We start from the raw sequence: 25,870 nt of genomic DNA, 5'->3' as shown, positions 1-25,870 counted from the left end.
TTTGGCTAGCGGGCCGGAGCGGTTCACGAACGCGCCGGGTCCTCGAATTCGGCGAGCCGCTGCAGCAGCTTCACGGCCGCCGCGAGCTCGGCCTGCTCCGCCGCCGACAGTTGCGCATGCAGCGCGCGAAACAGCCAGTCGTCCTTGGCCGCGCGATTGGCTTGCAGCACCTTGCGGAAACCGGGCGTGAGCGCGATCAGCGTCTGCCGGCCGTCGGTGGGATCGGGCGCGCCGGCGACCGCGCCGAGCGCCTCGAGCGTGGCGACCGTCACCCGCATCGACTGCGGGCGCACGCTTTCGGCACGCGCCAGCGCCGATACCGTCGCCGGGCCGTCGCGATCGAGCCGCAGCAACACCGATTTCTGCGAGGACGTGAGGTCGTTCGGATGGGTCTGCTCCCGCATCCGCCGCATCAGCTTGCCGACCGAGATGCGGAGTTCGCCGGCGAGACCGGCCAGCGGGAGGGTGTCGGGGGAAGACGATGGCGAGTTCATGAATTCAAGATAGCACATCGACAGTCAAACTGTACAGTTTGACTGTATATTTCATCGTGTCAGGATCGGGCGGCCACGCATGCTTTCGGCGCGACGCCGCCCCCTGTTCGGCCACGCATTCCGGCTCTGCGATAATGCGGGCTTCTCGTTTCCGCACCGCCTTCCGCCATGACGCAGCCGTCCGCCCCGCTCTCCACCGACCTGCCGCCGATCTCGTGCCTGCCCGGCGACGCGCTGCCGTGGCTGCCGATGAGCGCCGACCTGCCGGGGCTCGCGATCAAGTACCTGCACATCAATGCGGCCGAGGACACGCTGACCGCGCTGCTGAAGATGCCGGCCGGCGGCATGCTGCCGCGCCATCGTCACGATGGCGAGGTATTCGTCCATACGCTGCAGGGTGCGTGGCGTTACCGCGAATACGACTGGGTCGCGCACGCCGGTTCGACGGTGCTCGAACCGGCCGGCTCGGTACATACGCCGGAGACGCTCGGCGCGCCGGGCGAGGATGTGATCACGCTGAACGTGATGCGCGGCGACCTCGTGCTGCTCGACGACGACGGCCGCGAAACGGCGCGCGAGAACTGCCGCGTCGCGCTGCTGCGCCAGCGCAAGCATGCGCGTACGGCGCCGGATGCGGCCACGGCGTTCGTTACGCGGTAACTACGCGGCAAGACAGGCGACGCGACGCGCATCGTGCCGCTCTCGTCAACTCCGTCACGCGCGAGCGTCCTCCAGTATTCGTTTCCGCCGCCAGGCTTGCCCGCCTGTTATCGAAAACGCCTGAAAAACCGTCGAATATCGTCGGCCAGCAGATCCGGCTCTTCCATCGCCGCGAAATGGCCGCCGCTCGGCATGTCGGTCCACTGCACGACGTCGAATACGCGTTCGAGCCAACTGCGCGGCGGGCGGCTGATTTCCTTCGGGAAGCGCGCGAAGCCGACGGGCACCGCCAGGCGTTGCCCGGGCGTAAACCGCATCGGCTGCAGCCGGTTCTCCCAATACATCTGCATCGACGAGCCGATGCAGCCGGTAAACCAGTAGAGCGAGATGCCCGTCAGCAGCGTGTCGCGCGAAAAACGGCGCGCGACGTCGCCGTCGCAATCGCTCCACGCACGGAATTTCTCGCCGATCCACGCGGCCAGCCCGAGCGGCGAATCGTTGAGCGCGACGGCCAGCGTCTGCGGCTTCGTCATGTGGACGTACGCGTACCCGCCTTCCAGCGCTGTCCACTCGCCGCGCTGCTTCAGGAACGCCTGCTCGTCGTCGGTCAGCGGCCGCGCCGCGTCGATCGGCGGGTCGTAGCTGCCGGGCAGGTAGTTCAGATGGATGCCGTCGACCACGCCCTCATGCCGCGCGCCGAGCGCGACCGACACGCCCGCGCCCAGATCGCCGCCCTGCGCGCCGAACCGCGGGTAGCCCAGGCCGGCCATCAATGCCGCCCAGCAGTCGGCGACCTGAAGCGCCGACGTGCCGGGCGCCGCCGGCGCGGGAGAAAACAGGAAGCCGGGCAGCGACGGCGCGACGATGTCGAAGGCGTCGGCCGGATCGCCGCCGAACGCGGCCGGATCGCACAGGCGATCGATCAGCGCATGGAATTCGAATGCGGAACCCGGCCAGCCGTGCGTGACGACGAGCGGATAGGGTTTCGGGCCGGTGCCGCGCCGATGCACGAAATGCACGCGCTGGCCGCCGATGTCCGCGACGAACTGCGGCAGCCGGTTCAGCGCGCGTTCCGCTGCACGCCAATCGAAACCGTCGGCCCAGTACGCGGCCAGTTCGCGCAGCCACGCGCCGTCGACGCCCTGCTGCCACGGCTCGGCGGGCGTCAGGTTGGGCGGGCGGGTGTCGCGCACGCGCCGCCGCAAATCGTCGAGCGCTTGATCGGGTATCGCAATGTCGAACGGTTCGGCGTGCATCGTGTCTCCTCGCGAAACATGTCGACGAGATTCTGCGCGATTTTTCCGCCCCGCGCTGGCGGCAGGCGGCCGCGCGCGTCAGCCCGTTTCGCGCGCGTCCGTCTCCGTCCGTGCGTCGCGCCGCAACGCCTGCGGCGGCACGCCGAACCCGCGCACGAACGCCTCGCGCATGTGCCGGCGGTCGCGAAAACCGTTCTCCCTTGCGATCACGTCGAGCGGATGGCGGCTCTGTTCGATCATCAGCCGCGCCGCTTCGAGCCGCAGCCGCTCGATCGCCTTCGCCGGCGACTGCCCGGTTTCGAGCGTAAACACGCGGCTGAACTGGCGCGGGCTCAGGTGCACGGCCTCGGCGAGTTCCTCGACGGTCAGCGCGCGACCGAGATTCCGCCGCGCGTAATCGAGCGCGCTCTGGATCCGGTCGGATTTCGGCGCGAGATCGAGCATTTCCGAATGCTGCGACTGGCCGCCGGCGCGGCGCTGATGCATCACCAGCTTACGCGCGACCGACCGCGCGACGTCGGCGCCGAGATCCTTTTCCACCATCGCGAGCGCGAGATCGAGGCCGGCCGTCATCCCGGCCGACGTCCAGATCGGGCCGTCGACGATGAAGATCCGGTCGTCCTCGACGCGAATCTCCGGATAGTGCCGCTGCATGTCGCGGCCGAACGCCCAGTGCGTGGTCGCGCGACGCTGTGCGAGCAGCCCGGCCTCGGCCAGCACGAACGCGCCCGTGCAGACGCCGGCGATCCGCCGCGCCCGCCCGTTCGCGCGACGCAGGTAGGCAACCACGCCGGCCGGCGCCGGCGCGGTGAGCGGGTCGTTGACGCCCGCGACGATCCACGTGTCGACATCGAGCCGGCCGCGCAGCGCGCGCGTGGCGACCGGCAGCCCGAGCGACGAGCGCACGTCGCCGCCGTCGACCGAATAGTTGTCCATCGCGTAGAACGGCGCGTCCATCCCCATGTTCGCGTACTCGAACACCGACTGCGCGGCGAGCGCCATGATCTGGAAGCCGTCGCTGATCAGAAAGCCGATTCGGTGCATGTGCGTTCTCCGCTTCCGTGTCGATCGGGCCGATGGGCCCGATGTCCGGAATCATACCCATCTACGTCATTTGTGTCGCCGCGCTTCGAGGCCAGAATGCCTTCACGCCATCCGGCCATTCTCACCGAAACGGAGCACATCATGACGCAAGCACATCGCGGTACCGCCCTCATTACCGGCGCGTCGTCGGGCATCGGCGCCGTCTACGCGGACCGCCTCGCGCGCCGCGGCTACGACCTGATCCTGGTCGCGCGCAACCGCGACCGGCTGAGCGCCCTCGCCGAGCGCATCACGAACGACACGCAGCGCAGCGTCGAGATCGTCGACGCGGACCTCAACGACCGCGCGGCGCTCGCCGCCGTCGAAGCCAAGCTGAAACAGGACGCGAGCATCACGCTGCTCGTCAACAACGCGGGCATCGGCACGCATGCGCCGCTGCTCGACAGCGACGTCGACGCGATGACGCGGATGATCGACCTGAACGTGACCGCGCTCACGCGCCTGACCTATGCGGCCGTGCCCGGTTTCGTCGCACGCGGCCGCGGCGCGGTGATCAACATTGCGTCGATCGTCGCGATCTCGCCGGAAACGCTGAACGGCGTGTACGGCGGCAGCAAGGCGTTCGTGCTCGCGTTCAGCCAGTCGCTGCATCACGAGCTCGCCGACAAGGGCGTGCAGGTACAGGCCGTGCTGCCCGGCGCGACGGCCACCGAGTTCTGGCAGACGGGCGGCCTGCCGCTCGAGCACCTGCCGAAGGAAATCGTGATGACGGCGCCGGACCTGGTCGATGCGGCGCTGGTCGGGTTCGAGCGCGGCGAGCTCGTGACGATCCCGTCGCTGCACGCGGGCGACGAATGGGAGGCGTACGAGGCCGCGCGCCGCACGATGGCGCCGCATTTGTCGGCCAATACGCCCGCGCCGCGCTACACCGCGGCGCGCTAGTTGCCGGCGGAGGCCGCGCCGCGCCGCGCGCCTTCGCCCTTCACGCCGACCATCAGCGCCACCCCGCTCGCCACCAGCAGCGTGGCCAGCAGATAGACGGCGAGATCCATGCTGCCCGTGCGCGTGCGGATCATCCCGATCACCCACGGGCTGACGATGCCGCTCGTGATCCCGATGCTGCTGATCAACGCGATCCCGGCGGCGGCCGCGTTGCCGGACAGGTAGCGGGTCGGCACGGCCCAGAAGATCGGCAGCGCGGCGAAGATCAGCGTCGCCGCGATCGACAGGCACGCGAGCATCGCCGCGAAGCTGTGCAGGTGCAGCGTCAGCGCCGCGAGCGCGAGCCCGCCGCCGATCGTGCAGCATGCGAAGTGCTTGCGGCGCTCGCCGGTGCGGTCCGAGCGCCGCGCGATCAGCACCAGCCCCACCGCGCCCACCGCATTCGGTACGACCGTGTAGAGGCTCACGGCGACGACGTCGGTCACGCCGAAGTCGCGGATCATCAGCGGCATCCAGAAGTTGAGCGTCAGCGACGCGCAGGTCAGCGAGAAATAGATGAACGCGAACAGGTACACGCGCGGGTTCGCGAGCGCGGCCATCACGCTGCGTCCGTCATGCGCATTGTCGTGTGCGCGGCCTTCGGCGCACAGCACGGCGACGCGCGCCTTTTCGTCGGACGTGAGCCATGCGGCGTCCTGCGGCCGGTCGACGAGGAACGAGAACGCGGCGAACGCGAGCAGGATCGCCGGTGCACCTTCGATCGCGAACATCCACTGCCAGCCGTGCAGCCCGAGCACGCCGCTCATGTCGCGCATGATCCAGCCGGACAACAAGCCGCCGAGCACGCCGGCCACCGCGACGCCCGCGAAGAACACCGAGATCGCCGCCGCCCGCCGGTTCGCGGGAAACCAGTAGGTCAGGTACAGCACGATGCCGGGGAAGAAGCCGGCCTCGAACACGCCGAGCAGGAAGCGCAGCACGTAGAAATGCGACGGCTGCGACACGAACATCATCCCGGTCGACGCGAGGCCCCACAGCAGCATGATCCGCGTGAACGTGCGGCGCGCGCCGAACCGCGCGAGCAGCATGTTGCTCGGCACTTCGCAGCACACGTAGCCGACGTAGAACACCGCGGCGCCGAGGCCGTACATCGCATCGCTGAAGCCGAGATCGTGCTTCATCTGCAACTGCGCGAAGCCGATGTTGATGCGGTCGAGGAACGACACGACGTAGCAGAGAAACAGGAACGGGACGATCCGCCACGCGATCTTGCGGAACAGCAGCGCGTCGCTGAATGCGGATTCGGATGCGGAAGTCGGCGCCGACGCGCTCGCGTGCGCGAGCGTCGCTTCGGCGGGAAGCGATTGGGGCATGTCTCTCTCCAAACGGGCCGCGCGATGTCGAGCGCGCGGCAGTCTCCGAGGGCGTGCATGCGCCCTGCATTCTTGTGAGACCGGATACGGTCGCCGGCACCGCGGCGCGATGCCGCCGCGAATGCCGCGACCTTCAGGGAAACGGCAAGGCGATCATGTGTGCGCCGCCCCGCCGCCGTGGGCCGCTCAGTCCTGCAGCGCGGCCCACATGTCCTTGTCCCGCTGCGCGGTCCAGATGCGCGGATGCGCGATGCCGCTCGCCTCGTCGAACGCGCGCGACACGTCGAACGGCAAGCAGTGCTCGTAGATGAACACGTGGCCGAACTTCGGGTCCATCGCTTCGCGCGTGAGCGCCATCGCGGCCTTCAGGTCGAGATTGCGCTCGACGGCCTTGCGGCCCTGCGCGAGCAGCGTCGTGACGAAATCCTTCGTGTAGTCGAGGCCCTTGTTCACCTCAGCCGGATTCAGCAGCGCGGGGCCGCGGCCCGGCACGAGCTTCTCGGCGCCGAGCGCGCGCAGCGCCTCGAGCGTGGCCGGCCACTGTTCGAGCTGCGCGTCGCCGCAATAGCACGCGGCGTCGTATTCGACGAGGTCGCCCGAGAACAGCACCTTCTGCGACGGCAGCCAGACGATCGTGTCGCCCTTCGTATGGCCCGAGCCGACGTGCATGATCTTCACCTCGAGCTTGCCGAGGAACAGCGTGATCTCGCGCTCGAACACGAGCGTCGGCCAGGTCAGGCCGGGCACCGTCTCGACGCCGGCGAACAGGCGCGGGAAGCGCTCGATCTCCGACTTCATGTCGGCCTCGCCGCGCTCGACGATCATCTCGTAGGTGCCGCGGCTCGCGATCACGTGCTGCGCGCCTTCGTCGAAGTACGCGGACGCGCCGAGCACGCGCACCGCGTGATAGTGCGACAGCACCACGTGCTTGATCGGCTTGTCGGTCACGCTGCGGATCTTCGCGATCAGGTCCTGAGCCATCGCGGGCGTCGCGGTCGTGTCGACGATCAGCACGCTGTCGTCGCCGATGATCACGCCCGAGTTCGGGTCGCCTTCGGCTGTGTACGCGTACGCGTTCTCGGACAGCTTCGTCCAGGTGACTTTCTTCTCTTCCAGATCGGCTTGGGAGGCGAATGCTTTGGCCATTGTGCGTTCCGTGGCTGCGAGCCATGTGTTGAGGGGGAGTGAGCGGATCATCGGCCTGCGTCGAATATTTGTCAATGACAAATGCGCTTGCTATTGTCCAATACGGGTAAACGTGTGGGCTGGCGCTCAAAATGGCGTCGGATACCATGCGGGGTTTCGTCAACGGAAGAATCATCGCGTGCAGAACCACGAAGTCAGCGCGGACGATGCGCCGCCCAAGGCGCAGCGCGGCATCCAGAGTGTCGAGGTCGGCGGCCGGCTGCTCGACGCGCTCGCGCGCCGGCGCAAGCCGCTCGGGCTGTCGGAACTGGCCGCGGCGGCCGATCTCTCCACCGCGCAGGCGCACACCTATCTCGTGAGCCTGACGCGGCTCGCGCTCGTGAAGCGGGACGCGATCACCGGCAACTACGAGCCGGGCCCGCTGTCGCTGCGGCTCGGGCTGATGTCGATCGAGCGCCAGCCGGCCTACCGGGCGACGCTGCCGCATGCGGTGCGGCTCGCGGAAACGGTCGGGCTGAGCGTCGCGCTGTCGGTGCCGGGCGTGCTCGGCCCGACGATCGTGCGCATCGAGCACGGCGGCTATCCGTTGCACGTGAACCTGCACGTCGGTTCGGTGATGTCGCTCGACACCACGGCGACCGGCCGCGTGTTCCGCGCGTTCGGCGACGCCGCGCAACTCGATGCGATGGCGGCCAGCCAGGCAGGTGCGGGCGAGACGCTTGCCGGCGCCGAAAGCCCGTCGGTCGCGCCGGACGCCGATGCGCAACCCGTCGAACTCGATGCGATCCGCGCACGCGGCATCGAACGCAGCATCGACCGGCCGAGCCCGGGCGTCAGCGGGATGTGCGTGCCCGTGCTCGATCCGCACGGGCGCCTGCAGCTCGCGTTGACGGTGATCGGTTCGACGGGATCGATCGATGTCGACTGGGACGGCCCGATCGCGGCGGCGTTGCGCGGCGCGGCGCGGCAGGCCACCGCGTCGCTCGGCGCGGCGCGTGCGGAACCGGCGCCCGCGCCTGCGGTGGCGCCGGGCGCCGCACGCGTACCGCCCGCGCTGGCCGACGACGCGAAAACGCAGCGCGGCATCAATGCGCTCGACAGCACCGGCGACCTGCTGCTCGCGCTGGTGTCGGCGGGTCGCGCGCTGCCGCTGCGCGATCTCGCGACGGCGGCCGGCATGCCGGCCGCGAAGGCATTTCCGCATCTGGTCAGCCTGCAGAAGATCGGCCTGCTGAGCCGCGACGACGCCGGCTGCTTCGATGGCGGGCCGCTCGCGCAGGCGCTCGGCCTGATCGCGATGCAGCGCGTGTCGCCGACGCGCGACGCGGAAGCCGAGATCGTCGCGCTCGCCGGCGCGACCGACATGAGCGTGGCCGCCGCGACGCTCGGCCCGCTCGGGCCGACCGTGATCCGGCTCGAGGAATCGGCGCGGCCGCAGCACGTGAGCCTGCAGGTCGGCACCGTGATGTCGCTCGTCAATACGGCGATCGGCCGGATTTTCGCGTCCGGCATGTCCGACGACGTGCTGGCCGACTTGCTCGCCAACGAGCCCGTGCGCCTCGCCGGCGCGCCCGTCGCACCGGATGACGCGGCCTTCCGCTCGCGGCTCGCGGCGATCCGCGCGGACGAGCTCGATTTCGCGTTCGACGCGCCGGTGCCGGGCATCGGGACGATTGCCGCACCCGTGTTCGATCACACCGGCAGCATCCGGCTCGTGATCGCGATCATCGGCTCGTCGCGCGGCTTCCCGCGCGGGCCTGACAGCGAGCTGGCGCAAACGCTGCGGGCCGCAACGCGGCGGCTATCGTGGCGCTTCGGGTGGATCGGCCGGTAATCGGGCCCTTTTCCCAACTTACGTTCGATTCCCTTTCTTTCTCCCCGCGAGGCCGTGCCGGCACGGCCTCGTCACGCCTAGTCGACACGTCCGGGAAGCCAATATTCATGTTGCGTAGCAGCAACATAAATTGTCAGTAATTCTCATATAACGAAATCGCATTTCACAAAGCGAGTTCGCTTCGCTATGATTAGGGTTATCCCTAACTCGCCACCTATATGGGGCTTCGTCATGCAAACGTCTAATGTCTCCGATCGTTCCACCCAATCCACTGGCTGGCTCGCGCGTGTTGGCGAGCTGCTGGCGGAAGCCTGGGCACTGCACCTCGAGAACTGCGAAGTCATCGCTGAAGCACACGCGCGCCTGCCGCGCTGAGTGGGCTGGACCGGCGGCCAGATCGCCGGTCGCCTGATCCCCTTGTCCTGACGCGCGCCGACAGCGGCTGTTGCGCCGGGCACCGGGCGATCGCGCCTGTCAGATAGCAAGAAGCCGGGCTCGTCCCGGCCGAATACCCTCGCCGCGTGGCGAGCGTTTCAAGATCGTCTCGAGGCCGTGTTTCAGGCCGATACCGGCGCCGATTCATGCGTCTCGGCGCGGAGGGCTATAAGTCAGGTTGTCTGGGCATGCAGCCATTTCCGGCCAGCGCGCGATTACGCCCAGCCATCGCCGACGGAAGATTCATCCGTTTTTGTGTGCCCGCCGGCCATTTCTCTCGCGAGCCTTCCGCGCCGGCCGTTCACCGGTTTCCTCCGCACCCGCGCTGTTACCGCACGCACTGCCGTTTCAACGACGGCCGCGCTCCCGTCTCTCCTCCGTCACACCTGAATCGAAGGCACATCCTTCATGCACCGCAGCGCGAACATCGAACGGCTGTGGCGGATGCTCGAGATCCGGTACAGCTTTTCGCGCAGGAAGCGTTCGTAGCCGGCCGTGCCGTCCACCGCGACCTTGATCCAGTAGTCGTACTCGCCCGACACCAGATACGCCTCGAGCACCTCCGGCAGCGCCGCCAGTTCGGCGCCGAAGCGCGCCAGCGCGTCGTCTTCATGGCGATCGAGCGTGACTTCGAGGATCACGATGTCCGCGTAGCCGAGCTTGCGCTGGTTGACCAGCGCGACATAGCCGTCGATGTAGCCGTCGAGTTCGAGTTGCCGCGTGCGGTTCCAGCAGGCGGTGGTCGACATGCCGATCTGTTCGGCCAGTTCGGCGTTCGACAGGCGCGCATTTTTCTGCAATGCACCCAGGATCTTGCGGTCCTGATTGTCGAGCGTTTTGGGCGTGCGTTCGCGGGTAGCCATGGCGAGAAGAATCTTCTACTGAAAATCGGCATTCTATCTGAACAGGATTCCGGTTTCAGGGGCTTTTTACTGGAAAACAGGAAGCCTTTTAACCGGGCCGCTTGATACATTTTCTCCATGCCTGCTGTCCGGCACGCTCCCCGCGACCACCCCTCGCAACGGAACGCACGGCCGCAATCACGAGTTGCGGTGCCGGCCGGCAGACATGCGATTCCCCGCCGCCCGCACGCCCATCCGACCGCGTGCGGGGCCGGTGCCTGCCTCCCCGCTCTTGCCCGTCCGTCATGTCGTTCAAGCTTTATCTGTCGTTCCTCGCTGCTTCCGTCGTCCTCATCTACGCGCCCGGCCCCGTCAACCTGCTCACGATGAACCAGGCGTTGCGCACCGGTTGGCGCCGCGCGCTACCGTGCGTCTGGGGCGGCACGCTCGCCGTGCTGCTGCAACTCGCGCTGACCGCGCTGTGCCTCAATTCGCTGGTCCACCTCGACGAGCACGCCCTGACCGTGCTGCGCTGGGCCGGCGCCGCGTATCTCGTCTGGCTCGGCGGCAAGCAATGGCTGAGCCGCACGCCGGCCGGAACGGCCGCGGCGCCGGCCGAGACCGACGCAGGAACGGCCATCGCCGCGCCGCACGCCGACTCCGGACGCGCGCTGTTCTGGCGTGGCGTCGCGACTTCCGGGCTGAATCCGAAGACGCTGCTGTTCTTTCCGTCGTTCTTTCCGCAGTTCATCAGCCCGAATGCCGACTGGAGCCTGAACCTTCAATACCTGCTGCTCGCCGCGACGTTCGCGCTGCTGTTCGCGGGCGGCGTCGCATCGATGGCGTTGTTCTCGCACCGGCTGAGCCGCGCGCTGCAGCGGCCGGCACGGATGCGCGCGATGAACCGCGTGACGGGCGGGCTGCTCGTCGGGATGGGCGCGATCATGGTCGGCTGGAACTGAACGGCCGCGCGAACGGGCTGCGTTGGCGCCGCTGCCAGGCCCCTCGAAAAAGCAGCCGGGCGCCGAATGCTTTAGGGTAGCGCCTGGTTCGTTGGACATGCCCGGGCCTGCCGGGCGACTGAATGAAGCACGTCACCTCCCGCCTGCGGCGCCTGTTCGCGCCGATCGGCCTGCACTGGTATCTCGCCCTCCTGCTTGCGCTCGATGCGCTCATGGTGCTGCGCCCCGTCGTCGAGCACGCGCGGCTCGGTCTGCACCGCGCGTGGCTCGCCGATGCGCTGAATCTCGTCGACAACATGGGGCTCGTCGTGCTGCCGCAGGTGGTGGTCGCGGCCGGCCTCGCGACGATGGCCATCGGCATCGTCCTGCGCGCCCGCGTCGCATGGGTGTTGTCGATCCTGCTGCTGGTCGCGGCCGCCGCAATCAGCGTGCTCGGCGGCTATCGCAGCCACGCGGTGTTCGTCTATACGGCCGTGCTGGTCGTCGCGCTGCTGTACTACTGGCGGCACTTCGATCGCGCGAGCGTGGCCGCCAGCAGCCTGTTCGCGTTGCTGAGCATCGTGTCGCTGCTGATCTACGCCACTTTCGGCGTGCTCTATCTCGGCGACGAGTTCACGCCGCCCGTCCACGATCTCGCCACCGCCGTCTATTTCTCGATCGTGTCGATGTCGACCGTCGGCTACGGCGACATCGTGCCGCACGCGCCGACCGCGCGCCTGTTCACCGCATCGGTGATCGTGCTCGGCATCACGGTGTTCGCGACGTCGATCAGCGCGGTCGTCGGCCCGGTGATCGGCGGCAATCTGAAACGGATCGTCAAGGGAGGCATTTCGAACGTGATCCGCAAGCATCATTTCCTGATCGTCGGCGCGACACCCGTCGCGCATGCGGTGCACGACGGGCTGCGCAAGCGCGGCTACGCGGTGACCGTCGTCGTGCCGGCCGGCGTCGAGCACAACTATCCGGCGGCGACCGACCTGATCGTCGGCGATGCGACCGACCATGCGGTGCTGGAAAGCGCCGGCGCGGCGACCGCGCGCGCGGTGCTCGCGCTGCGCTCGGACGACGCCGAAAACGCGTTCATCATCCTCGCGATCCGCGAGATCGCGCCGTCGGTGCGCACGGTCGCGCTCGTGAACCAGCAGCGCAACCTCGAACGGCTGCGGCTGTTGAAGCCCGACATGGTGTTCTCGCCGCAGCAGCTCGCGGGCGAACTGCTCGCCAGCACGCTCAACGACGAACCGGTCGACAAGTCGATGATCTCGCACCTGCTGTTCGGCACGACGGATGCCGCGTGAGATCGTGAGCCGATGACCGCGTGACCGGGGCCGGCCGCCGCACGGCCGGTACAATCGCGCGATGTCCGAATTGCTCACTTACGGCGGCCTGTTCGCCGTGTCGATGGTCGCCGCGACCCTGTTGCCGCTCCAGTCCGAAGCCGTGCTCGCCGGCCTGCTGCTCGCCGGACGCGAACCCGTGTGGGCGCTGGTGCTGGTCGCGAGCGTCGGCAACGTCGCCGGCTCGGCGATCAACTGGGCGCTCGGCCGCGGCATCGAGCACTTTCGCGAGCGCCGCTGGTTTCCGGTCAAGCCGTCCGCGCTCGCGCGCGCCGAGCGCTGGTACGCACGCTACGGCCGCTGGTCGCTGCTGCTGAGCTGGGCGCCGGTGATCGGCGATCCGCTGACGATGATCGCCGGCGTGCTGCGCGAGCCGCTGCCGACCTTTCTCGCGATCGTGACGATCGCGAAAGTCGGCCGCTATCTGGCCGTCGCGTGGCTCGTCATGCACTGACCCTCGCTTCCCCTTCGCCCGCCTGCGTGCCCGTGATCCGCGACATCCGCTAAAGATTTCGCGAAAGTTGCCGTATTAACGGGACCACGAGCGGTGACGCGTGCGTTCCGCCTCCTCTCACTCCCACTCAGGATGTCTCATGAGAATGACCCAATTGGGCCGAGTGAGCGTCGGCGCGCGTCTGGCCGCGCTGGCGTGCGCGCTCGTCGCCCTGCTGTTTACCGTGTTCGCGTGGACCCTCGCCCATTTCGCCGGCCAGCAGCTCGCCGATGAAGCGCATAAGCGGATCGACGACAAGGAGCAGTCGATCCGCGCGATGGTCGACTTGTTCGACAAGGCGTTGACCGCCGAAGCCAACCGCTCGATGTCGCTGTTCGCGAGTTTCCTGCCGGCCGATTTCTCGCTCGACCCGGCGCGCACCGTCGATATCGGCGGCGTGGCCGCGCCGACCCTGCTCGCGGGCGGCCAGCCGCTCGACCTCGACTACTCGATCCCCGACCAGTTCCTGAAGAAAAGCGGCGCGATCGCGACGATCTTCGCGCGCGACGGCGACGATTTCGTGCGTATCACGACCTCGCTGAAGAAGCAGGACGGCGCGCGCGCGGTCGGTACCAAGCTCGACCGCGCCGGCCCCGCGTATGCGCCGCTCGTCGCCGGGCGCAGCTACACGGGCCTCGCGAAGCTGTTCGGCCGGTCGTACATCACGCAGTACAAGCCGGTGACCGACGCGACCGGCCGCGTGATCGGCGCGCTGTTCGTCGGCCTCGACATCGGCGCCGAGCTCAAGCTCGTCGAGGACGGCATCCGTGCGCTGAAGATCGGCGACAACGGCTACTACTTCGTGCTCGATGCGTCGCAGGGCCCGTCGCGCGGCACCTTCGTCGTGCATCCCGATGCGGCCGGCCAGCGTGCCGACGACGCGCGCGCCCCCTACGCGCAGATGCTCGCGGCGGCCCAGGGCCGGCTCGCGTACACGTCGACCGACCCCGCCGCGCACGACGCCGGGCCGACCGCGAAATTCGTGTCGTTCACGACGATTCCGCAGTGGCAATGGCTCGTCGGCGGGATCGCGCTCGACGACGAGCTGCTGGCCACCATGCGCGCCACCCGCAACCGCTTCCTGATGATCGGCGCCGTGCTCGTCGCGGCGTTCGCGACGCTGTTCGTCATCGTCGTGCGGCGCGTGGTGAGCCGGCCGCTGGAAGCCGCCGCCCGCGCGTCCGAGCGCTATGCGGCGGGCGATCTCAGCGTGCGCATCCGCGACGGCGCGGCCGCGCACGGCAGCGCGGGCAACGACGAGATCGGCCGGCTCGTGCAGGCGGTCGACGGGATCGGCGACGGCCTCGCGCGGATCGTCGCGCAAGTGCGCAACGGTGCGGCCGACATCGCGCACGGCACGGTCGGCATCGCGGCCGGCAGCGGCGACATCGCCGCGCGGATCGCGACGCAGGCCAGCAGCGTCGAACAGACGGCCGCCAGCATGGAGCAGATCACCGCCGCCGTGCAGCAGAGCGCCGAGCATGCGGCGCAGGCCAACGCGCTGGTCGCGGATGCGTCGGCCGCCGCGACGAACGGCGACGCCGCGGTGCAGCGCGTGGTCGCGACGATGGACGACATCGGCCGCGCGACGCGCCGGATCGCCGAGATCACCGGCGCGATCGAAGGCATCGCGTTCCAGACCAACATCCTCGCGCTGAACGCGGCCGTCGAGGCCGCCCGCGCGGGCGAACACGGCAAGGGCTTCGCGGTGGTCGCGGCCGAGGTGCGCGCGTTGGCGCAGCGCAGCGCGGCCGCGGTCAAGGAGATCGACGCGCTGAGCGCCGAATCGTCGACGACCGTCGAACAGGGTTACCGGATCGCGGACGCCGCGCGCGGCACGATGCGCGACATCGTCGCGCGGGTCGACCAGGTGCGCACGCTGATCGGCGAGATCAGCGCCGCGTCGCGCGAACAATCGACCGGCATCGAGCAGGTGAACCTGGCCGTCACGCAGATCGGCGAAGCGACGCAGCAGAATGCGATGCTGATCTCGGACGCCGAGCGCGCGGCCGTCGCGTTGCGCGAGCAGGCCGCGCAACTGTCGGACGCGGTCAGCGTGTTCCGGCTCGCACGCGACGCGTGACGAACGCCGGACGACGAACGATCGGCCGCGGCCGGGCCTCGACTACTTCTTGTCGCCCGCCAGGTCGATCGCCTTGTCCGAGCCGACCGCATTACGCAACTGGAACTTCTGGATCTTGCCGGTCGAGGTCTTCGGCAGCTCGCCGAAGCGCACGGCCTTCGGCACCTTGAAGCCCGCGAGCAGTTGCCGGCAGTGCGCGACGATCTCTTCCTCGGTCGCGCTCGCGCCTTCGCGCAGCTCGACGAACGCGCACGGCACCTCGCCCCATTTCGGGTCGGGCATCGCGACGACGGCCGCCACGGCCACCGCCGGATGCCGGTACAGCGCGTCCTCGACCTCGATGCTCGAGATGTTCTCGCCGCCCGAGATGATGATGTCCTTCTTGCGATCCTTGATCCGGATATAGCCGTCCGGCATCAGCACCGCGAGATCGCCGGTATGGAACCAGCCGCCATGGAACGCCTCGTCGGTCGCCTTCGGGTTCTTCAGGTAGCCCTTCATGCAGATGTTGCCGCGGAACATGATCTCGCCGAGCGTTTCGCCGTCGGCCGGCACCGGCGTCATCGTGTCGGGATCGAGCACCGTCGCGCCGGCCTCGAGGTGGTAGCGCACGCCCTGGCGCGCATTCAGCCGCGCGCGCTCCTCGTCGGACACGGCGTCCCAGTGCGCCTGCTTCGCGCAGACGGTCGCCGGGCCGTAGACCTCGGTCAGCCCGTACACGTGCAGCAGGTCGAAGCCGATCCCCTTCATCTTCGCGATCACGGCCGGCGCGGGGGCCGCGCCCGCGACCATCGCGTGCACCGTGTGGTCGATCCCCGCGCGCAGCTCGGCCGGCGCGTTCGCGATCGCGCTCTGCACGATCGGCGCGCCGCAGTAATGCGTGATGCGCTCGCGGCGAATCAGGTCGAACACCGTCTTCGCGTCGAACTTGCGCAGGCACACGTTCACGCCCGCGCGCGCCGCGACGGCCCACGGGAAACACCAGCCGTTGCAGTGGAACATCGGCAGCGTCCACAGATACACCGCGTGCTTCGGCATGTCCCATTCGAGGATGTTGCTGATCGCCGCGAGATACGCGCCGCGATGGTGATAGACGACGCCCTTCGGGTCGCCGGTCGTGCCCGACGTGTAGTTCAGCGCGATCGCCTCCCATTCGTCGGCGGGCGGCGTCCATGCGTAGTCGGGGTCGCCGCCGGCCACGAACGCCTCGTAGTCGGTCGCGCCCGCGAAGCGGTCCGGGTCGGCCGGCAGCGCGTCGGCCACGCTGACGATCTTCAGGCCCGGCACCTCGAGCGCCGCGCGCTGCGCGATCTCCGCGTATTCGGTGTCGACGATCAGCACCTTCGCCTCGCCGTGACGCAGCATGAACAGCACCGACGATGCGTCGAGCCGCGTGTTGATCGTGTTCAGCACGGCGCCGGCCATCGGCACGCCGAAGTGCGCCTCGACCATCGCCGGGATGTTCGGCAGCAGCGCCGCGACCGTGTCGCCGCGCCCGACCCCGGCCTGCGCGAGCGCGCTCGCCAGCTGCTTCGCGCGGGTGCAGGTCTCGCCCCACGTGCGCCGCACGTCGCCGTGCACGATCGCGAGGCGCTCGCCGTAGACTTCGGCCGCCCGGATCAGGAAATCGATCGGGGTGAGCGGCACGTAATTGGCATCGCGGCGGCCGAGCCCGGCCTCGAACATCTGCGTCATGATCCTGTCTCCCGTGTTCTGTCCACCGGGGCGCATGCACCCCGGATCGTTTTGATGTGGTTCAATTGCCGACAGCCTAACGGGCGCTATTGTGAGCCGTCTGTCATCGAAACGACAGAGTGCCGCTCGAGCGCTGCGCGTTATCCCTATCCTCGCAAACCCGCACCCATGCACGACCACCTCGACGCGGCCGCCGCCCCGGCCGACACGCTCCCCGAACCGGGCCCGCTGCCGCCGCTCGCGACGCTGTTCGGCCAGTGCGCGTGGTTTCGCACGCTGGCGCCCGAACACCAGGCGCGCGTGCTGGCCGAGTCGCACGTCGCGCAGTGCGAAGCGGGCGACGTGATCGCGCACCGGCTCGCGCCGTCCGAATACTGGATCGGCGTCCATCAGGGGTTGCTGAAGCTCGCGATCTTCAACGTGTCGGGGCGCGGCTGCACGTTCTCCGGCGTGCCGTCGGGCGGCTGGTTCGGCGAAGGCAGCGTGATCAAGCGCGAGCTGCGCAAGTACGAGGTCGTCGCGATCCAGCGCTCGACCGTGCTGTTCGTGCCGGTCGACACGTTCCATGCGCTGCTCGACACGAGCCTGCCGTTTACGCGCTTCGTGATTCATCAGCTGAACAACCGGATGGGCGAATTCATCGCGTCGATCCAGAACAGCCGGCTGCTCGACGTCGACGCGCGCGTCGCGCAGGCGCTCGCGCAGCTCTTCAATCCCGCGCTGTACCCGGACACCGGCCCGTCGCTGTCGATCTCGCAGGAGGAGCTGGGGATGCTCGTCGGCGTATCGCGCCAGCGGATCAACCAGGCGCTGCAGCAGCTCGAGAAGCTCGGCGCGCTGCGGCTCGCGTACAACCAGATCGAGGTCGTCGATCTCGACGCGCTCGCGCGCTTCGGCATGGAGCAGCTGTGATCGCCGCCCGATGCGCGAAACCGTCGCGATCGCGACGACGCATTCCGTCTGCGGAATCGGCCGACGGACGCCACGCCCCAACCTGACAATTCCGCCAGTTTCGCGACAGTAACCCGTTGCGGGCCGACGCCTATCATTCGGGTTCCCTTCACCGCCGCCGATCACCGCCTGCCCCGCCGCCTTCATGTGGATCGTCAATCTCGCGCTCAGGCGCCCCTACACGTTCATCGTCATGGCCATCATGATCGTGCTGGCCACCCCGCTGGCGCTGATGCGCACGCCGGTCGACGTGCTGCCCGCGATCAACATCCCGGTCATCAGCGTGATCTGGAATTACAGCGGCTTCTCCGCGACGGAGATGACGAACCGCATCACGTCCGTCCATGAACGCATCCTGACGACGACCGTCAACAATATCCAGCACGTCGAATCGACGTCGCTGCCCGGCATCGCGGTCGTGAAGGTGTTCCTGCAGCCCGGCGCGAACGTGCAGACGGCGATCGCGCAGACGGTATCGTCCGCGCAAGCGATCGTGCGGCAGATGCCGCAGGGCGCGACGCCGCCGCTCGTGATCACCTATTCCGCGTCGAGCATTCCGGTGATCCAGCTCGGACTGTCGAGCAAGACGCTCAGCGAGCAGTCGCTCGCCGACATCGCGCTCAACTTCCTGCGCCCGCAGCTGATCACGGTGCCGGGCGTGCAGATCCCGTTCCCGTACGGCGGTCGCACCCGCGTGGTCGCGATCGACCTCGACCCGCAGGCGCTGCAGGCGAAGGGCCTCACGCCGGCCGACATCGTCAACGCGGTCAACGCGCAGAACCTCGTGCTGCCGACCGGCACCGCGAAGATGGGCCAGACCGAATACCGGATCGACACGAACGCGTCGGCCGATACGGTCGCCGACATCAGCAACCTGCCGGTCCAGACGATCAACGGTGCGACGACCTACCTGCGCGAAGTCGCGGCGGTGCGCGACGGCTTCGCGCCGCAGACCAACGTCGTGCGCCAGAACGGCCAGCGCGGCGTGCTGATCTCGATCCTGAAAAGCGGCGACGCGTCGACGCTCAAGGTCGTGTCGGACCTGAAGGCGCTGCTGCCGAAGGTGATCCCGACGCTGCCCGAGGGGCTCACGATCACGCCGCTGTTCGACCAGTCGGTGTTCGTCAACGCGGCCGTCCAGGGCGTGATCCACGAGGCGCTGATCGCCGCCGTGCTGACCGCGATGATGATCCTGCTGTTCCTCGGCAACTGGCGCAGCACGCTGATCATCGCGATCTCGATCCCGCTGTCGATCTTCACGTCGCTGATCGCGCTGTCCGCGCTCGGCGAGACCATCAACATCATGACGCTCGGCGGGCTCGCGCTCGCGGTCGGCATTCTCGTCGACGACGCGACCGTCACGATCGAGAACATCGAGCGGCACCTGCATCTGGGCACGAACCTGCACGACGCGATCCTCGAAGGCGCGGGCGAGATCGCGGTGCCCGCGCTGGTGTCGACGCTGTGTATCTGCATCGTGTTCGTGCCGATGTTCTTCCTCACCGGCGTCGCGCGCTTCCTGTTCGTGCCGCTCGCGGAAGCCGTGGTGTTCGCGATGCTCGCGTCGTACGTGCTGTCGCGCACGCTGGTGCCGACGCTCGCGATGCTGCTGTTCCGCCCGCAGCAGGCGAACACCGGCGCAGATCATTCGACGTCGCGCTTCGCGCGCATCCATCACGCGTTCAACCACGCGTTCGAACGGCTGCGCGCGTGGTACATCGTGCTGCTCAGCATCCTGCTCGTGCGCCGCCGCTTCTACGCGCTGTGCTTCCTCGGCTTCTGCGTGCTGTCGACCGGCCTCGTGCTCGTGCTCGGCCGCGATTTCTTCCCGAACGCCGATTCCGGCAACCTCCGGCTGCACGTGCGCGCGCCGACCGGCTACCGGATCGAGGAAACCGCGCGGCTCGCCGACCAGGTCGAGCGCGTGATTCGCGCAACCGTGCCGCCCGACGAGCTCGGCGCGATCGTCGACAACCTCGGCCTGCCGGTGAGCGGCATCAACCTGTCGTACAGCAACGCCGGCACGATCGGCACGCTCGACGGCGAACTGCTGATCGCGCTGAAACCCGGCCACCGCGCGACCGGGCACTACGTACAGACGCTGCGCACGCTACTGCCGCAGCGCTTCCCGGGCGTAGAGTTCTTCTTCCAGCCGTCGGACATCATCACGCAGATCCTCAACTTCGGGCAGCCGGCAGCGATCGACGTGCAGGTGCTGGGCAACGATCTCGCGAGTAACATGACCATTGCGAGCAGCCTGATGAAAAAGATCAGGCAAATCCCCGGCGCCGTCGACGTGCACGTGCTGCAACGCAACGACGAGCCGACCCTGCTGGCCGACATGGACCGTACGCGCATGCAGCAGCTCAATCTCTCCGCGCAGAACGTCGCGCAGAACATGCTGATCTCGCTGTCGGGGAGCTCGCAGACGACGCCGTCGTTCTGGATCAACCCGCGCACCGGCGTGCAGTACCCGCTGCAGATCCAGACCCCGCAATACAACCTGTCGTCGGTCGACGACCTGCTCGGCACGCCGATCTCCGCGAGCGGCCGCACGGGCACGCCGCTGCAGCTGCTCGGCAACCTGGTGCAGGTGCGCAGTACCGTGAACCCGGCCGTGATCACGCACTACAACATCCGCCCGGCGATCGACGTGTACGTGAGCGTCGAGGGCCGCGATCTCGGCGCGGTCGCGGGCGAGATCGACCGCATCGTGGCCGACGCCCGCGCGACGCTGCCGCGCGGCACCGACCTCACGATGCGCGGCCAGATCGAGACGATGCGCACGTCGTACATCGGCCTCGGCGCGGGCGTCGCGATGGCGATCGTGCTCGTCTACCTGCTGATCGTCGTCAATTTCCAGTCGTGGCTCGACCCGCTGATCATCATCAGCGCGATGCCGGCCGCGCTCGCCGGCATCGCGTGGATGCTGTTCATCACCGGCACGCACCTGAGCGTGCCCGCGTTGACGGGCGCGATCATGACGGTCGGCGTCGCGACCGCGAACAGCATCCTGGTCGTGTCGTTCGCGCGGCAACGCCTCGCGGCGGGCGCGCCGCCGCTCACGGCCGCGCTGGAGGCCGGCGCGACCCGCATCCGGCCGGTGCTGATGACGGCGCTCGCGATGATCATCGGGATGGTGCCGATGGCGCTCGGTCTCGGCGAAGGCGCCGAACAGAATGCGCCGCTCGGCCGCGCGGTGATCGGCGGGCTGCTGTTCGCGACCGTTTCGACGTTGCTGTTCGTGCCGCTCGTGTTCGGCGGCGTGCATGCGCGGCTGGCCCGGCGGCGTGCGCGCCAGGCCGGACACTGACTTTCGCCCCCACTACCCGGTTGAACTGGTTGAATTCATGGAAGAGAAACATCACAGCGCCGTCGGCATCCAGGTGGACGAACACGGCATGCACCTGCCGGCGCGCGCGTCGGTGTCGCGGCGCGGACGGATCGTCCTGATCGTGATCGGCGTGCTGCTCGCGGCGGGCGCCGCGCGCACCATCGTCGTCAACGTGCTGAACCAGCATCGCCTCGACGCGGTCGCCGAGCAAAACACGCGCCAGTACGTGAGCGTCGTGCATCCGGTCGACGCGGCCACCGGCGGCAAGCTGACGCTGCCCGGCACGCTGCGCGGCTTCGTCGAGGCGCCGATCTATGCGCGCGCCAGCGGCTACGTGCTGCGCTGGCAGGCCGATATCGGCGCGCACGTGAAACAGGGGCAAACGCTCGCCGAACTCGATACGCCGGAACTGAACCAGGAACTGGCGCAGGCCACCGCGCAGCGCCAGCAGGCGCAAGCCGCGCTCGCGCTCGCGAAGACGTCGTTCGACCGCGCGCAGCAGTTGCGCCAGCGCGATGCCGTGTCGCAGCAGGAGCTCGACGACCGGCAAGGCGCGTTCAGCCAGGGCAGCGCGAACCTCGCGGCGGCCGATGCGAACATGCGCCGCCTCACCGAGCTGAAGGGCTTCCAGCGGATCGTCGCGCCGATCGACGGGATCGTCACGCAGCGCAACGTCGACGTCGGCGATCTCGTCAATTCCGGCAACGCGGGCCGCTCGCTGTTCACGGTCGTGCAGGCCGACCGCCTGCGCCTGTACGTGCAGGTGCCGCAGGCGTATGCGCAGCAGGTGAAGGTCGGCCAGCACGTGAGCGTCGCGCAGGCCGAGCTGCCGGGTCGGACCTTCGACGGGACGATCACGCGCACGTCGCAGGCGATCGACGTCGCGACGCGTTCGCTGCAGATCGAGATCACGCTGCCGAACCCGGACGGGCGGCTGCTGCCCGGCGCGTACGTGCAGGCGACGCTGCCGATGACGCCGGTCGGCCGCCTGCAGGTGCCGGCCAATACGCTGCTGTTCCGCGCCGAAGGCCCGACGGTCGCCGCCGTCGATGCGAACGGCCAGGTCCGGCTGAAACAGGTGACGGTCGTGCGCACGATCGGCCAGACACTCGAAGTCGACGGGCCGATCACGCCGAACGACCGCCTCGTCGCGAACCCGAGCGACGCGCTCGCGACCGGCGACGGGGTCGTCGTGCAGGCGCCGGCTGCGCAGCCCGCCTCGGCCGTCGCGGGGGCGAAGTCGTGATCGCGATGCGCCCCCGCGTGCACCCGGCCGCGATCGGCGCCGTCGCGATCGTCGCGGCTGCGGTGCTCGCCGGCTGCACGGTCGGCCCGGATTACCGGCGCCCGCCCGTCGATACGCCGGCCGCGTGGCGGCTCGACCCGGCCGACGCATACTGGCAGCCGGCCGCGCCGGCCCGCGCGCCGCTCGATCCCGCCTGGTGGACCGCGTTCGGCGACGCCCAGCTCGACGCGCTGGAAGCCGACGCGCTGCGCAACAACCAGAACCTGAAGGCGATGGCCGCGCGCTATGACCAGGCGAAGGCGACGCTCGCGTCGGTGGCGTCCGCACAGTATCCGGCCGTCGGGCTGAACGCGAGCGGCCAGCGCTTCAAGATCTCCGCCGACCGGCCGCAGACCAACTACGCGACGCAGAGCATGTCGACCGTGCAGAACGAGATCCAGGTCGGCGCGGCGGTCAGCTACGAACTCGACCTGTTCGGCCGCGTGCGGCGCAACGTCGAAGCCGCCCAGGCCAGCACCGAGCAGTCGCGTGACGATTTCGCGAACGCGCGCCTCGTGCTGAGCGCCGACCTCGCGTCGAGCTATTTCACGCTGCGCGAGCTCGACACCGAGATCGACGTCGTCAAGCGCTCGATCGACCTGCAACAGAAGGCGCTCGATTACGTCAGCGCGCGCCACGACCTCGGCGCGGTGTCGGGCCTCGACCTGTTGCAGCAGCGCGCGCAGCTCGACGCGACGCGCACGCAGGCGCAATTGCTGATGCAGCAACGCGCGCAGGTCGAAACCGCGATCGCGACGCTGGTCGGCACGCCGGCTCCCGCCTTCTCGCTGCCGCCGCGCGTGGTGCCGATCAACGCGCCCGCGCTGCCGACCGGAATGCCGAGCGACCTGCTGCAGCGGCGCCCCGACGTCGCGTCGGCCGAGCGCGCGATGGCCGCCGCGAACGCGCAGATCGGCGTCGCGCGCGCCGCGTATTTCCCGCGTATCACGCTGTCGCCGGACATCGGCTGGGACGCGACCCGCTTCGCCGGCCTGTTCACCGTGCCGGCGCTGCTGTGGTCGGTCGGCGGGTCGCTCAGCCAGCCGCTGTTCGAGGGCGGCAAGCTGAAGGCCGGCGTCGATTTCGCGCAGGCCGGCTACGTCGCCGCGCAGGCCAACTACCGGCAGACCGTGCTCACCGCGTTCCAGGAGGTGCAAAATGCGGTGACCGGCCTGTCGGTGCTCGCGCAGGCCGCGCAGCAGGCTTCCGCGGCCGTCGACGACGCACGCAAGCTCGTCTCGCTCGCGCAGGACCGCTACGCGGGCGGCCTGACGCCGTTCATCGACGTGCTGACGGCCCAGCAGCAGTTGCTGACGAGCGAACGCCAGGCCGTGCAGATCCAGGGCCAGCGCGCGGCGCTCGTCGTGTTTCTCGCGAAGGCGCTCGGCGGCGGCTGGGACGGCGATGCGGCGAACGGCCCGGCGCCGTCCGACGTCGCGTCGGCGGCCCCGCAGCGCGGCGCGGGCGTCGGCCCTTGACCCGCCCTTAACCCGGTTACGCGGACAACGAACATGAAAGTACTGATCGTCGAGGACGAACCGAAAGTCGTCGAATACCTGAAGAGCGGCCTGACCGAGGAAGGCTGGGTCGTCGACACCGCGCTCGATGGCGAGGACGGCGCGTGGAAAGCCGTCGAATTCGACTACGACGTGGTCGTGCTCGACGTGATGCTGCCGAAGCTCGACGGCTTCGGCGTGCTGCGTGCATTGCGCGCGCAGAAGCAGACGCCCGTCATCATGCTGACCGCGCGCGATCGCGTCGACGACCGCGTGCGGGGCTTGCGCGGCGGCGCCGACGACTACCTGACCAAGCCGTTCTCGTTCCTCGAACTGATCGAACGGCTGCGTGCGCTGACGCGCCGCGCCCGCGTGCAGGAATCGACGCTGATCTCGATCGGCGACCTGCGCGTCGACCTGATCGGCCGCCGCGCGAGCCGCGACGGCGCGCGGCTCGACCTGACCGCGCAGGAATTCCAGCTGCTCGGCGTGCTCGCGCGGCGCAGCGGCGAGGTGCTGTCGAAGACGACCATCGCCGAACTCGTGTGGGACGTGAACTTCGACAGCAACGCGAACGTCGTCGAGACGGCGATCAAGCGCCTGCGCGCGAAACTCGACGGCCCGTTCGCGGACAAGCTGCTGCATACGATCCGCGGGATGGGCTACGTGCTCGAGGCGCGCGAGGACGGCGACGTGGAGAAACACGCATGAAACGCTCGATCATCCTGCGGCTCTCGGCGATGTTCGGCATCGTGTCGCTGCTCGTGTTCACGCTGGTCGGCTGCGGGCTATTCGTGATGATGGAGCGCCAGTTGCTCGCCGAGCTGCGCGCGACGATCGACACCCGCGCCAAGGTCGCCGCGATGATCGTGTCGCACGCGACCACGGCCGCACGCGGCCGCCTGATGCAGGAAAAGCTCGCCGACCTCGAACCGCCGGACGGGTCGACGCGCTATCAGATCGACAGCCCCGACGCCGATTTCCGCTTCGGCCATTCGGTCGACGGCGTGCCCGTCGGCCAACCGTTCGGCGCGTTCCAGCAGTACGCGCTCAACAACAGCAGCTACGACGTGATGACGAAGACCGTCGCGATCGCGGGCAGCGGCGAGCGCCCGGACGTGAAGCTGATCGTCGCGTCGTCGTGCGAGCGCACGCAGCGGATGCTGCGTCGTTTCGCATGGACGCTGGCCGCGTTGATCGCGACGGCCACCGTCATCACGCTGCTGTTGAGCCGCGCGGTCGCGCGCTTCGGGCTCGCGCCGCTCGACCGGCTGTCGCAGGACGCGGCGAGCGTGAGCGCGACGAACCGCCGCCAGCGGCTGCACACCGACGCGCTGCCGACCGAGCTGCGCGATCTCGCCACGTCGTTCAACGGCGCGCTCGAACGCATCCAGCAAACCTACGCGCGGCTCGAAGCGTTCAACGCGGACGTCGCGCACGAGCTGCGCACGCCGATCAGCATCCTGATCGGCCAGACCCAGGTCGCGCTGACGAGCCGCGACCGCTCGGTCGACCGGATGCGCCAGACGCTGCAGTCCAACCTCGAGGAATTCGAGCGGCTACGCGTGATCATCAACGACATGCTGTTCCTGTCGCGCAGCGACCGCGGCGAGCGCGCGAGCGACCTGAAGGACGTGTCGCTCGCCGACGAGGTGCGGCGCATGCTCGACTTCCTCGAAATTCCGCTCGACGAGGCGCAGTTGCGTGCCGAACTGCACGGCGACGCGCGCGCGGCCGTCGATCCGTCGCTGTTCCGCCGCGCGATGACGAACCTGCTGATCAACGCGATCCAGCATTCGGCGCCCGGCGCGACGCTGAACGTGACGATCACGCGCCGCGACACGCTCGTCGAGATGGCCGTGTCGAACCCCGGCGAGCCGATCGACCCGGTGCAGCGCTCGCACGTGTTCGAGCGCTTCTACCGGCTCGAGGAAGCGCGCGCGAACAGCAAGGAAAACCACGGGCTCGGACTGTCGATCGTCAAGGCCGTGGCCGAGATGCACGGCGGCGGCGTGTTCGTCGCGTGCTCGGGCGGCGTCAATACGTTCGGCTTCTCGGTGTCGACGCAGCCGTCCCCGGGCGGGCCGCTGCGTCCGGCCGACGCCGCCGGGCCGGCCGAATCGGCCGATTCGCACGGCGCTCGCCCGACGCACGTGCCGCGCGCGTTGCACTGACGGCGGCCGCGCCCGCCGAGGGCAGTTTTCTTCA

At 68.8% G+C, this 25,870-nt stretch carries 21 protein-coding genes; 14 read left to right on the top strand and 7 right to left on the bottom strand.

Features of this window, described 5'->3' with window-relative positions; all coding sequences use genetic code 11:
• Positions 1-23: 23 nt before the first annotated feature.
• On the bottom strand, positions 24-512 hold the full coding sequence (locus SY91_RS19925) for a MarR family winged helix-turn-helix transcriptional regulator (protein WP_006479107.1): 489 nt from the start codon (positions 510-512) through the stop codon (positions 24-26).
• A gap of 150 nt (positions 513-662) precedes the next feature.
• Here SY91_RS19925 and SY91_RS19920 point away from each other — a divergent pair, with 150 nt between their 5' ends.
• Positions 663-1,154: a 2,4'-dihydroxyacetophenone dioxygenase family protein gene (locus tag SY91_RS19920; RefSeq protein ID WP_006479108.1), complete on the top strand. Its 492-nt coding sequence runs from the start codon at positions 663-665 to the stop codon at positions 1,152-1,154.
• A gap of 107 nt (positions 1,155-1,261) precedes the next feature.
• On the opposite strand, the gene SY91_RS19915 is transcribed toward SY91_RS19920, so the two are convergent.
• Together SY91_RS19915 and SY91_RS19910 are read right to left on the bottom strand one after the other, a co-directional pair.
• Complete coding sequence (locus tag SY91_RS19915; RefSeq protein WP_006479109.1) at positions 1,262-2,410, bottom strand: epoxide hydrolase family protein; 1,149 nt, start codon at positions 2,408-2,410, stop codon at positions 1,262-1,264.
• A gap of 78 nt (positions 2,411-2,488) precedes the next feature.
• A complete protein-coding gene (locus SY91_RS19910; protein ID WP_185921316.1) occupies positions 2,489-3,454 on the bottom strand; it encodes a GlxA family transcriptional regulator in 966 nt (321 codons plus the stop codon).
• A 141-nt stretch (positions 3,455-3,595) separates the two neighbouring features.
• Between SY91_RS19910 and SY91_RS19905 the strand changes: the two genes are divergently transcribed.
• The gene (locus SY91_RS19905) at positions 3,596-4,396 is read left to right on the top strand and encodes an SDR family NAD(P)-dependent oxidoreductase (RefSeq protein ID WP_185921315.1); all 801 of its coding nucleotides are present in this window, start codon (positions 3,596-3,598) and stop codon (positions 4,394-4,396) included.
• Here SY91_RS19905 and SY91_RS19900 read toward each other — a convergent pair.
• A complete protein-coding gene (locus tag SY91_RS19900; protein WP_185921314.1) occupies positions 4,393-5,769 on the bottom strand; it encodes an MFS transporter in 1,377 nt (458 codons plus the stop codon). The two genes, SY91_RS19905 and SY91_RS19900, sit on opposite strands and share 4 nt — an antisense overlap.
• Before the next feature lie 186 nt (positions 5,770-5,955).
• Complete coding sequence (locus SY91_RS19895; protein ID WP_006482658.1) at positions 5,956-6,915, bottom strand: MBL fold metallo-hydrolase; 960 nt, start codon at positions 6,913-6,915, stop codon at positions 5,956-5,958.
• A gap of 178 nt (positions 6,916-7,093) precedes the next feature.
• Here SY91_RS19895 and SY91_RS19890 point away from each other — a divergent pair, with 178 nt between their 5' ends.
• Positions 7,094-8,749 (top strand): IclR family transcriptional regulator, encoded by a 1,656-nt coding sequence (locus SY91_RS19890; protein ID WP_124476378.1) that lies wholly within the window; start codon positions 7,094-7,096, stop codon positions 8,747-8,749.
• 231 nt (positions 8,750-8,980) lie between these two features.
• Positions 8,981-9,124 (top strand): hypothetical protein, encoded by a 144-nt coding sequence (locus tag SY91_RS19885; protein WP_226134863.1) that lies wholly within the window; start codon positions 8,981-8,983, stop codon positions 9,122-9,124.
• Between the two features lie 440 nt (positions 9,125-9,564).
• Here the strand turns inward: SY91_RS19885 and SY91_RS19880 are convergent, their stop codons facing one another.
• On the bottom strand, positions 9,565-10,047 hold the full coding sequence (locus tag SY91_RS19880) for an Lrp/AsnC family transcriptional regulator (RefSeq protein WP_006479115.1): 483 nt from the start codon (positions 10,045-10,047) through the stop codon (positions 9,565-9,567).
• Positions 10,048-10,331: 284 nt separating this feature from the next.
• On the opposite strand from SY91_RS19880, the gene SY91_RS19875 reads away from it, so the two are divergent.
• From SY91_RS19875 to SY91_RS19860, 4 genes are all read left to right on the top strand, one after another.
• Positions 10,332-10,988, top strand: coding sequence for a LysE family translocator (locus tag SY91_RS19875; RefSeq protein ID WP_124476379.1), 657 nt, complete (start codon positions 10,332-10,334; stop codon positions 10,986-10,988).
• A gap of 122 nt (positions 10,989-11,110) precedes the next feature.
• The gene (kch, locus tag SY91_RS19870; RefSeq protein WP_006479117.1) at positions 11,111-12,286 is read left to right on the top strand and encodes a voltage-gated potassium channel protein; all 1,176 of its coding nucleotides are present in this window, start codon (positions 11,111-11,113) and stop codon (positions 12,284-12,286) included.
• Positions 12,287-12,347: 61 nt separating this feature from the next.
• The gene (locus SY91_RS19865) at positions 12,348-12,779 is read left to right on the top strand and encodes a YqaA family protein (protein ID WP_006479118.1); all 432 of its coding nucleotides are present in this window, start codon (positions 12,348-12,350) and stop codon (positions 12,777-12,779) included.
• A 139-nt stretch (positions 12,780-12,918) separates the two neighbouring features.
• Positions 12,919-14,901 (top strand): methyl-accepting chemotaxis protein, encoded by a 1,983-nt coding sequence (locus SY91_RS19860; protein WP_124591620.1) that lies wholly within the window; start codon positions 12,919-12,921, stop codon positions 14,899-14,901.
• Between the two features lie 42 nt (positions 14,902-14,943).
• Here SY91_RS19860 and SY91_RS19855 read toward each other — a convergent pair whose 3' ends face one another.
• The gene (locus SY91_RS19855) at positions 14,944-16,596 is read right to left on the bottom strand and encodes an acyl-CoA synthetase (protein WP_185921313.1); all 1,653 of its coding nucleotides are present in this window, start codon (positions 16,594-16,596) and stop codon (positions 14,944-14,946) included.
• Positions 16,597-16,764: 168 nt separating this feature from the next.
• Here SY91_RS19855 and SY91_RS19850 point away from each other — a divergent pair, with 168 nt between their 5' ends.
• From SY91_RS19850 to SY91_RS19825, 6 genes are all read left to right on the top strand, one after another.
• On the top strand, positions 16,765-17,508 hold the full coding sequence (locus SY91_RS19850; RefSeq protein WP_027810626.1) for a Crp/Fnr family transcriptional regulator: 744 nt from the start codon (positions 16,765-16,767) through the stop codon (positions 17,506-17,508).
• A gap of 184 nt (positions 17,509-17,692) precedes the next feature.
• The gene (locus tag SY91_RS19845) at positions 17,693-20,860 is read left to right on the top strand and encodes an efflux RND transporter permease subunit (protein WP_006479123.1); all 3,168 of its coding nucleotides are present in this window, start codon (positions 17,693-17,695) and stop codon (positions 20,858-20,860) included.
• A gap of 37 nt (positions 20,861-20,897) precedes the next feature.
• Positions 20,898-22,127 carry an efflux RND transporter periplasmic adaptor subunit gene (locus tag SY91_RS19840; RefSeq protein ID WP_185921312.1) on the top strand — a complete coding sequence of 410 codons (1,230 nt, stop codon included), beginning with the start codon at positions 20,898-20,900 and terminating at the stop codon, positions 22,125-22,127.
• A 5-nt stretch (positions 22,128-22,132) separates the two neighbouring features.
• The gene (locus SY91_RS19835; protein ID WP_185921311.1) at positions 22,133-23,644 is read left to right on the top strand and encodes an efflux transporter outer membrane subunit; all 1,512 of its coding nucleotides are present in this window, start codon (positions 22,133-22,135) and stop codon (positions 23,642-23,644) included.
• Between the two features lie 33 nt (positions 23,645-23,677).
• Positions 23,678-24,373 carry a heavy metal response regulator transcription factor gene (locus tag SY91_RS19830; protein WP_023477539.1) on the top strand — a complete coding sequence of 232 codons (696 nt, stop codon included), beginning with the start codon at positions 23,678-23,680 and terminating at the stop codon, positions 24,371-24,373.
• Positions 24,370-25,836, top strand: a complete 1,467-nt coding sequence (locus SY91_RS19825) for a heavy metal sensor histidine kinase (RefSeq protein WP_023477540.1) — start codon at positions 24,370-24,372, stop codon at positions 25,834-25,836. The genes SY91_RS19830 and SY91_RS19825 overlap by 4 nt, the downstream gene beginning before the upstream one ends.
• Positions 25,837-25,870: the final 34 nt, after the last annotated feature.

The organism is Burkholderia cenocepacia, assembly GCF_014211915.1.
Lineage (GTDB): Bacteria > Pseudomonadota > Gammaproteobacteria > Burkholderiales > Burkholderiaceae > Burkholderia > Burkholderia orbicola.
The sequence above is the reverse complement of the archived record's forward strand: the minus strand, read 5'-3'. Positions and strand labels throughout refer to the sequence as shown.

What these genes read in the sequence shown, in the direction of transcription:
- SY91_RS19835 (WP_185921311.1), top strand. Translation starts at nt 22,133, where the DNA reads ATGCGCCCCCGCGTGCACCCGGCCGCGATCGGCGCCGTCGCGATCGTC.
- SY91_RS19860 (WP_124591620.1), top strand. Translation starts at nt 12,919, where the DNA reads ATGAGAATGACCCAATTGGGCCGAGTGAGCGTCGGCGCGCGTCTGGCC.
- SY91_RS19925 (WP_006479107.1), bottom strand. Translation starts at nt 512, where the DNA reads ATGTGCTATCTTGAATTCATGAACTCGCCATCGTCTTCCCCCGACACC.
- SY91_RS19875 (WP_124476379.1), top strand. Translation starts at nt 10,332, where the DNA reads ATGTCGTTCAAGCTTTATCTGTCGTTCCTCGCTGCTTCCGTCGTCCTC.
- SY91_RS19900 (WP_185921314.1), bottom strand. Translation starts at nt 5,769, where the DNA reads ATGCCCCAATCGCTTCCCGCCGAAGCGACGCTCGCGCACGCGAGCGCG.
- SY91_RS19905 (WP_185921315.1), top strand. Translation starts at nt 3,596, where the DNA reads ATGACGCAAGCACATCGCGGTACCGCCCTCATTACCGGCGCGTCGTCG.
- SY91_RS19910 (WP_185921316.1), bottom strand. Translation starts at nt 3,454, where the DNA reads ATGCACCGAATCGGCTTTCTGATCAGCGACGGCTTCCAGATCATGGCG.
- SY91_RS19865 (WP_006479118.1), top strand. Translation starts at nt 12,348, where the DNA reads ATGTCCGAATTGCTCACTTACGGCGGCCTGTTCGCCGTGTCGATGGTC.
- SY91_RS19830 (WP_023477539.1), top strand. Translation starts at nt 23,678, where the DNA reads ATGAAAGTACTGATCGTCGAGGACGAACCGAAAGTCGTCGAATACCTG.
- SY91_RS19885 (WP_226134863.1), top strand. Translation starts at nt 8,981, where the DNA reads ATGCAAACGTCTAATGTCTCCGATCGTTCCACCCAATCCACTGGCTGG.
- SY91_RS19880 (WP_006479115.1), bottom strand. Translation starts at nt 10,047, where the DNA reads ATGGCTACCCGCGAACGCACGCCCAAAACGCTCGACAATCAGGACCGC.
- SY91_RS19895 (WP_006482658.1), bottom strand. Translation starts at nt 6,915, where the DNA reads ATGGCCAAAGCATTCGCCTCCCAAGCCGATCTGGAAGAGAAGAAAGTC.
- SY91_RS19845 (WP_006479123.1), top strand. Translation starts at nt 17,693, where the DNA reads ATGTGGATCGTCAATCTCGCGCTCAGGCGCCCCTACACGTTCATCGTC.
- kch (WP_006479117.1), top strand. Translation starts at nt 11,111, where the DNA reads ATGAAGCACGTCACCTCCCGCCTGCGGCGCCTGTTCGCGCCGATCGGC.
- SY91_RS19855 (WP_185921313.1), bottom strand. Translation starts at nt 16,596, where the DNA reads ATGACGCAGATGTTCGAGGCCGGGCTCGGCCGCCGCGATGCCAATTAC.
- SY91_RS19825 (WP_023477540.1), top strand. Translation starts at nt 24,370, where the DNA reads ATGAAACGCTCGATCATCCTGCGGCTCTCGGCGATGTTCGGCATCGTG.
- SY91_RS19850 (WP_027810626.1), top strand. Translation starts at nt 16,765, where the DNA reads ATGCACGACCACCTCGACGCGGCCGCCGCCCCGGCCGACACGCTCCCC.
- SY91_RS19920 (WP_006479108.1), top strand. Translation starts at nt 663, where the DNA reads ATGACGCAGCCGTCCGCCCCGCTCTCCACCGACCTGCCGCCGATCTCG.
- SY91_RS19915 (WP_006479109.1), bottom strand. Translation starts at nt 2,410, where the DNA reads ATGCACGCCGAACCGTTCGACATTGCGATACCCGATCAAGCGCTCGAC.
- SY91_RS19840 (WP_185921312.1), top strand. Translation starts at nt 20,898, where the DNA reads ATGGAAGAGAAACATCACAGCGCCGTCGGCATCCAGGTGGACGAACAC.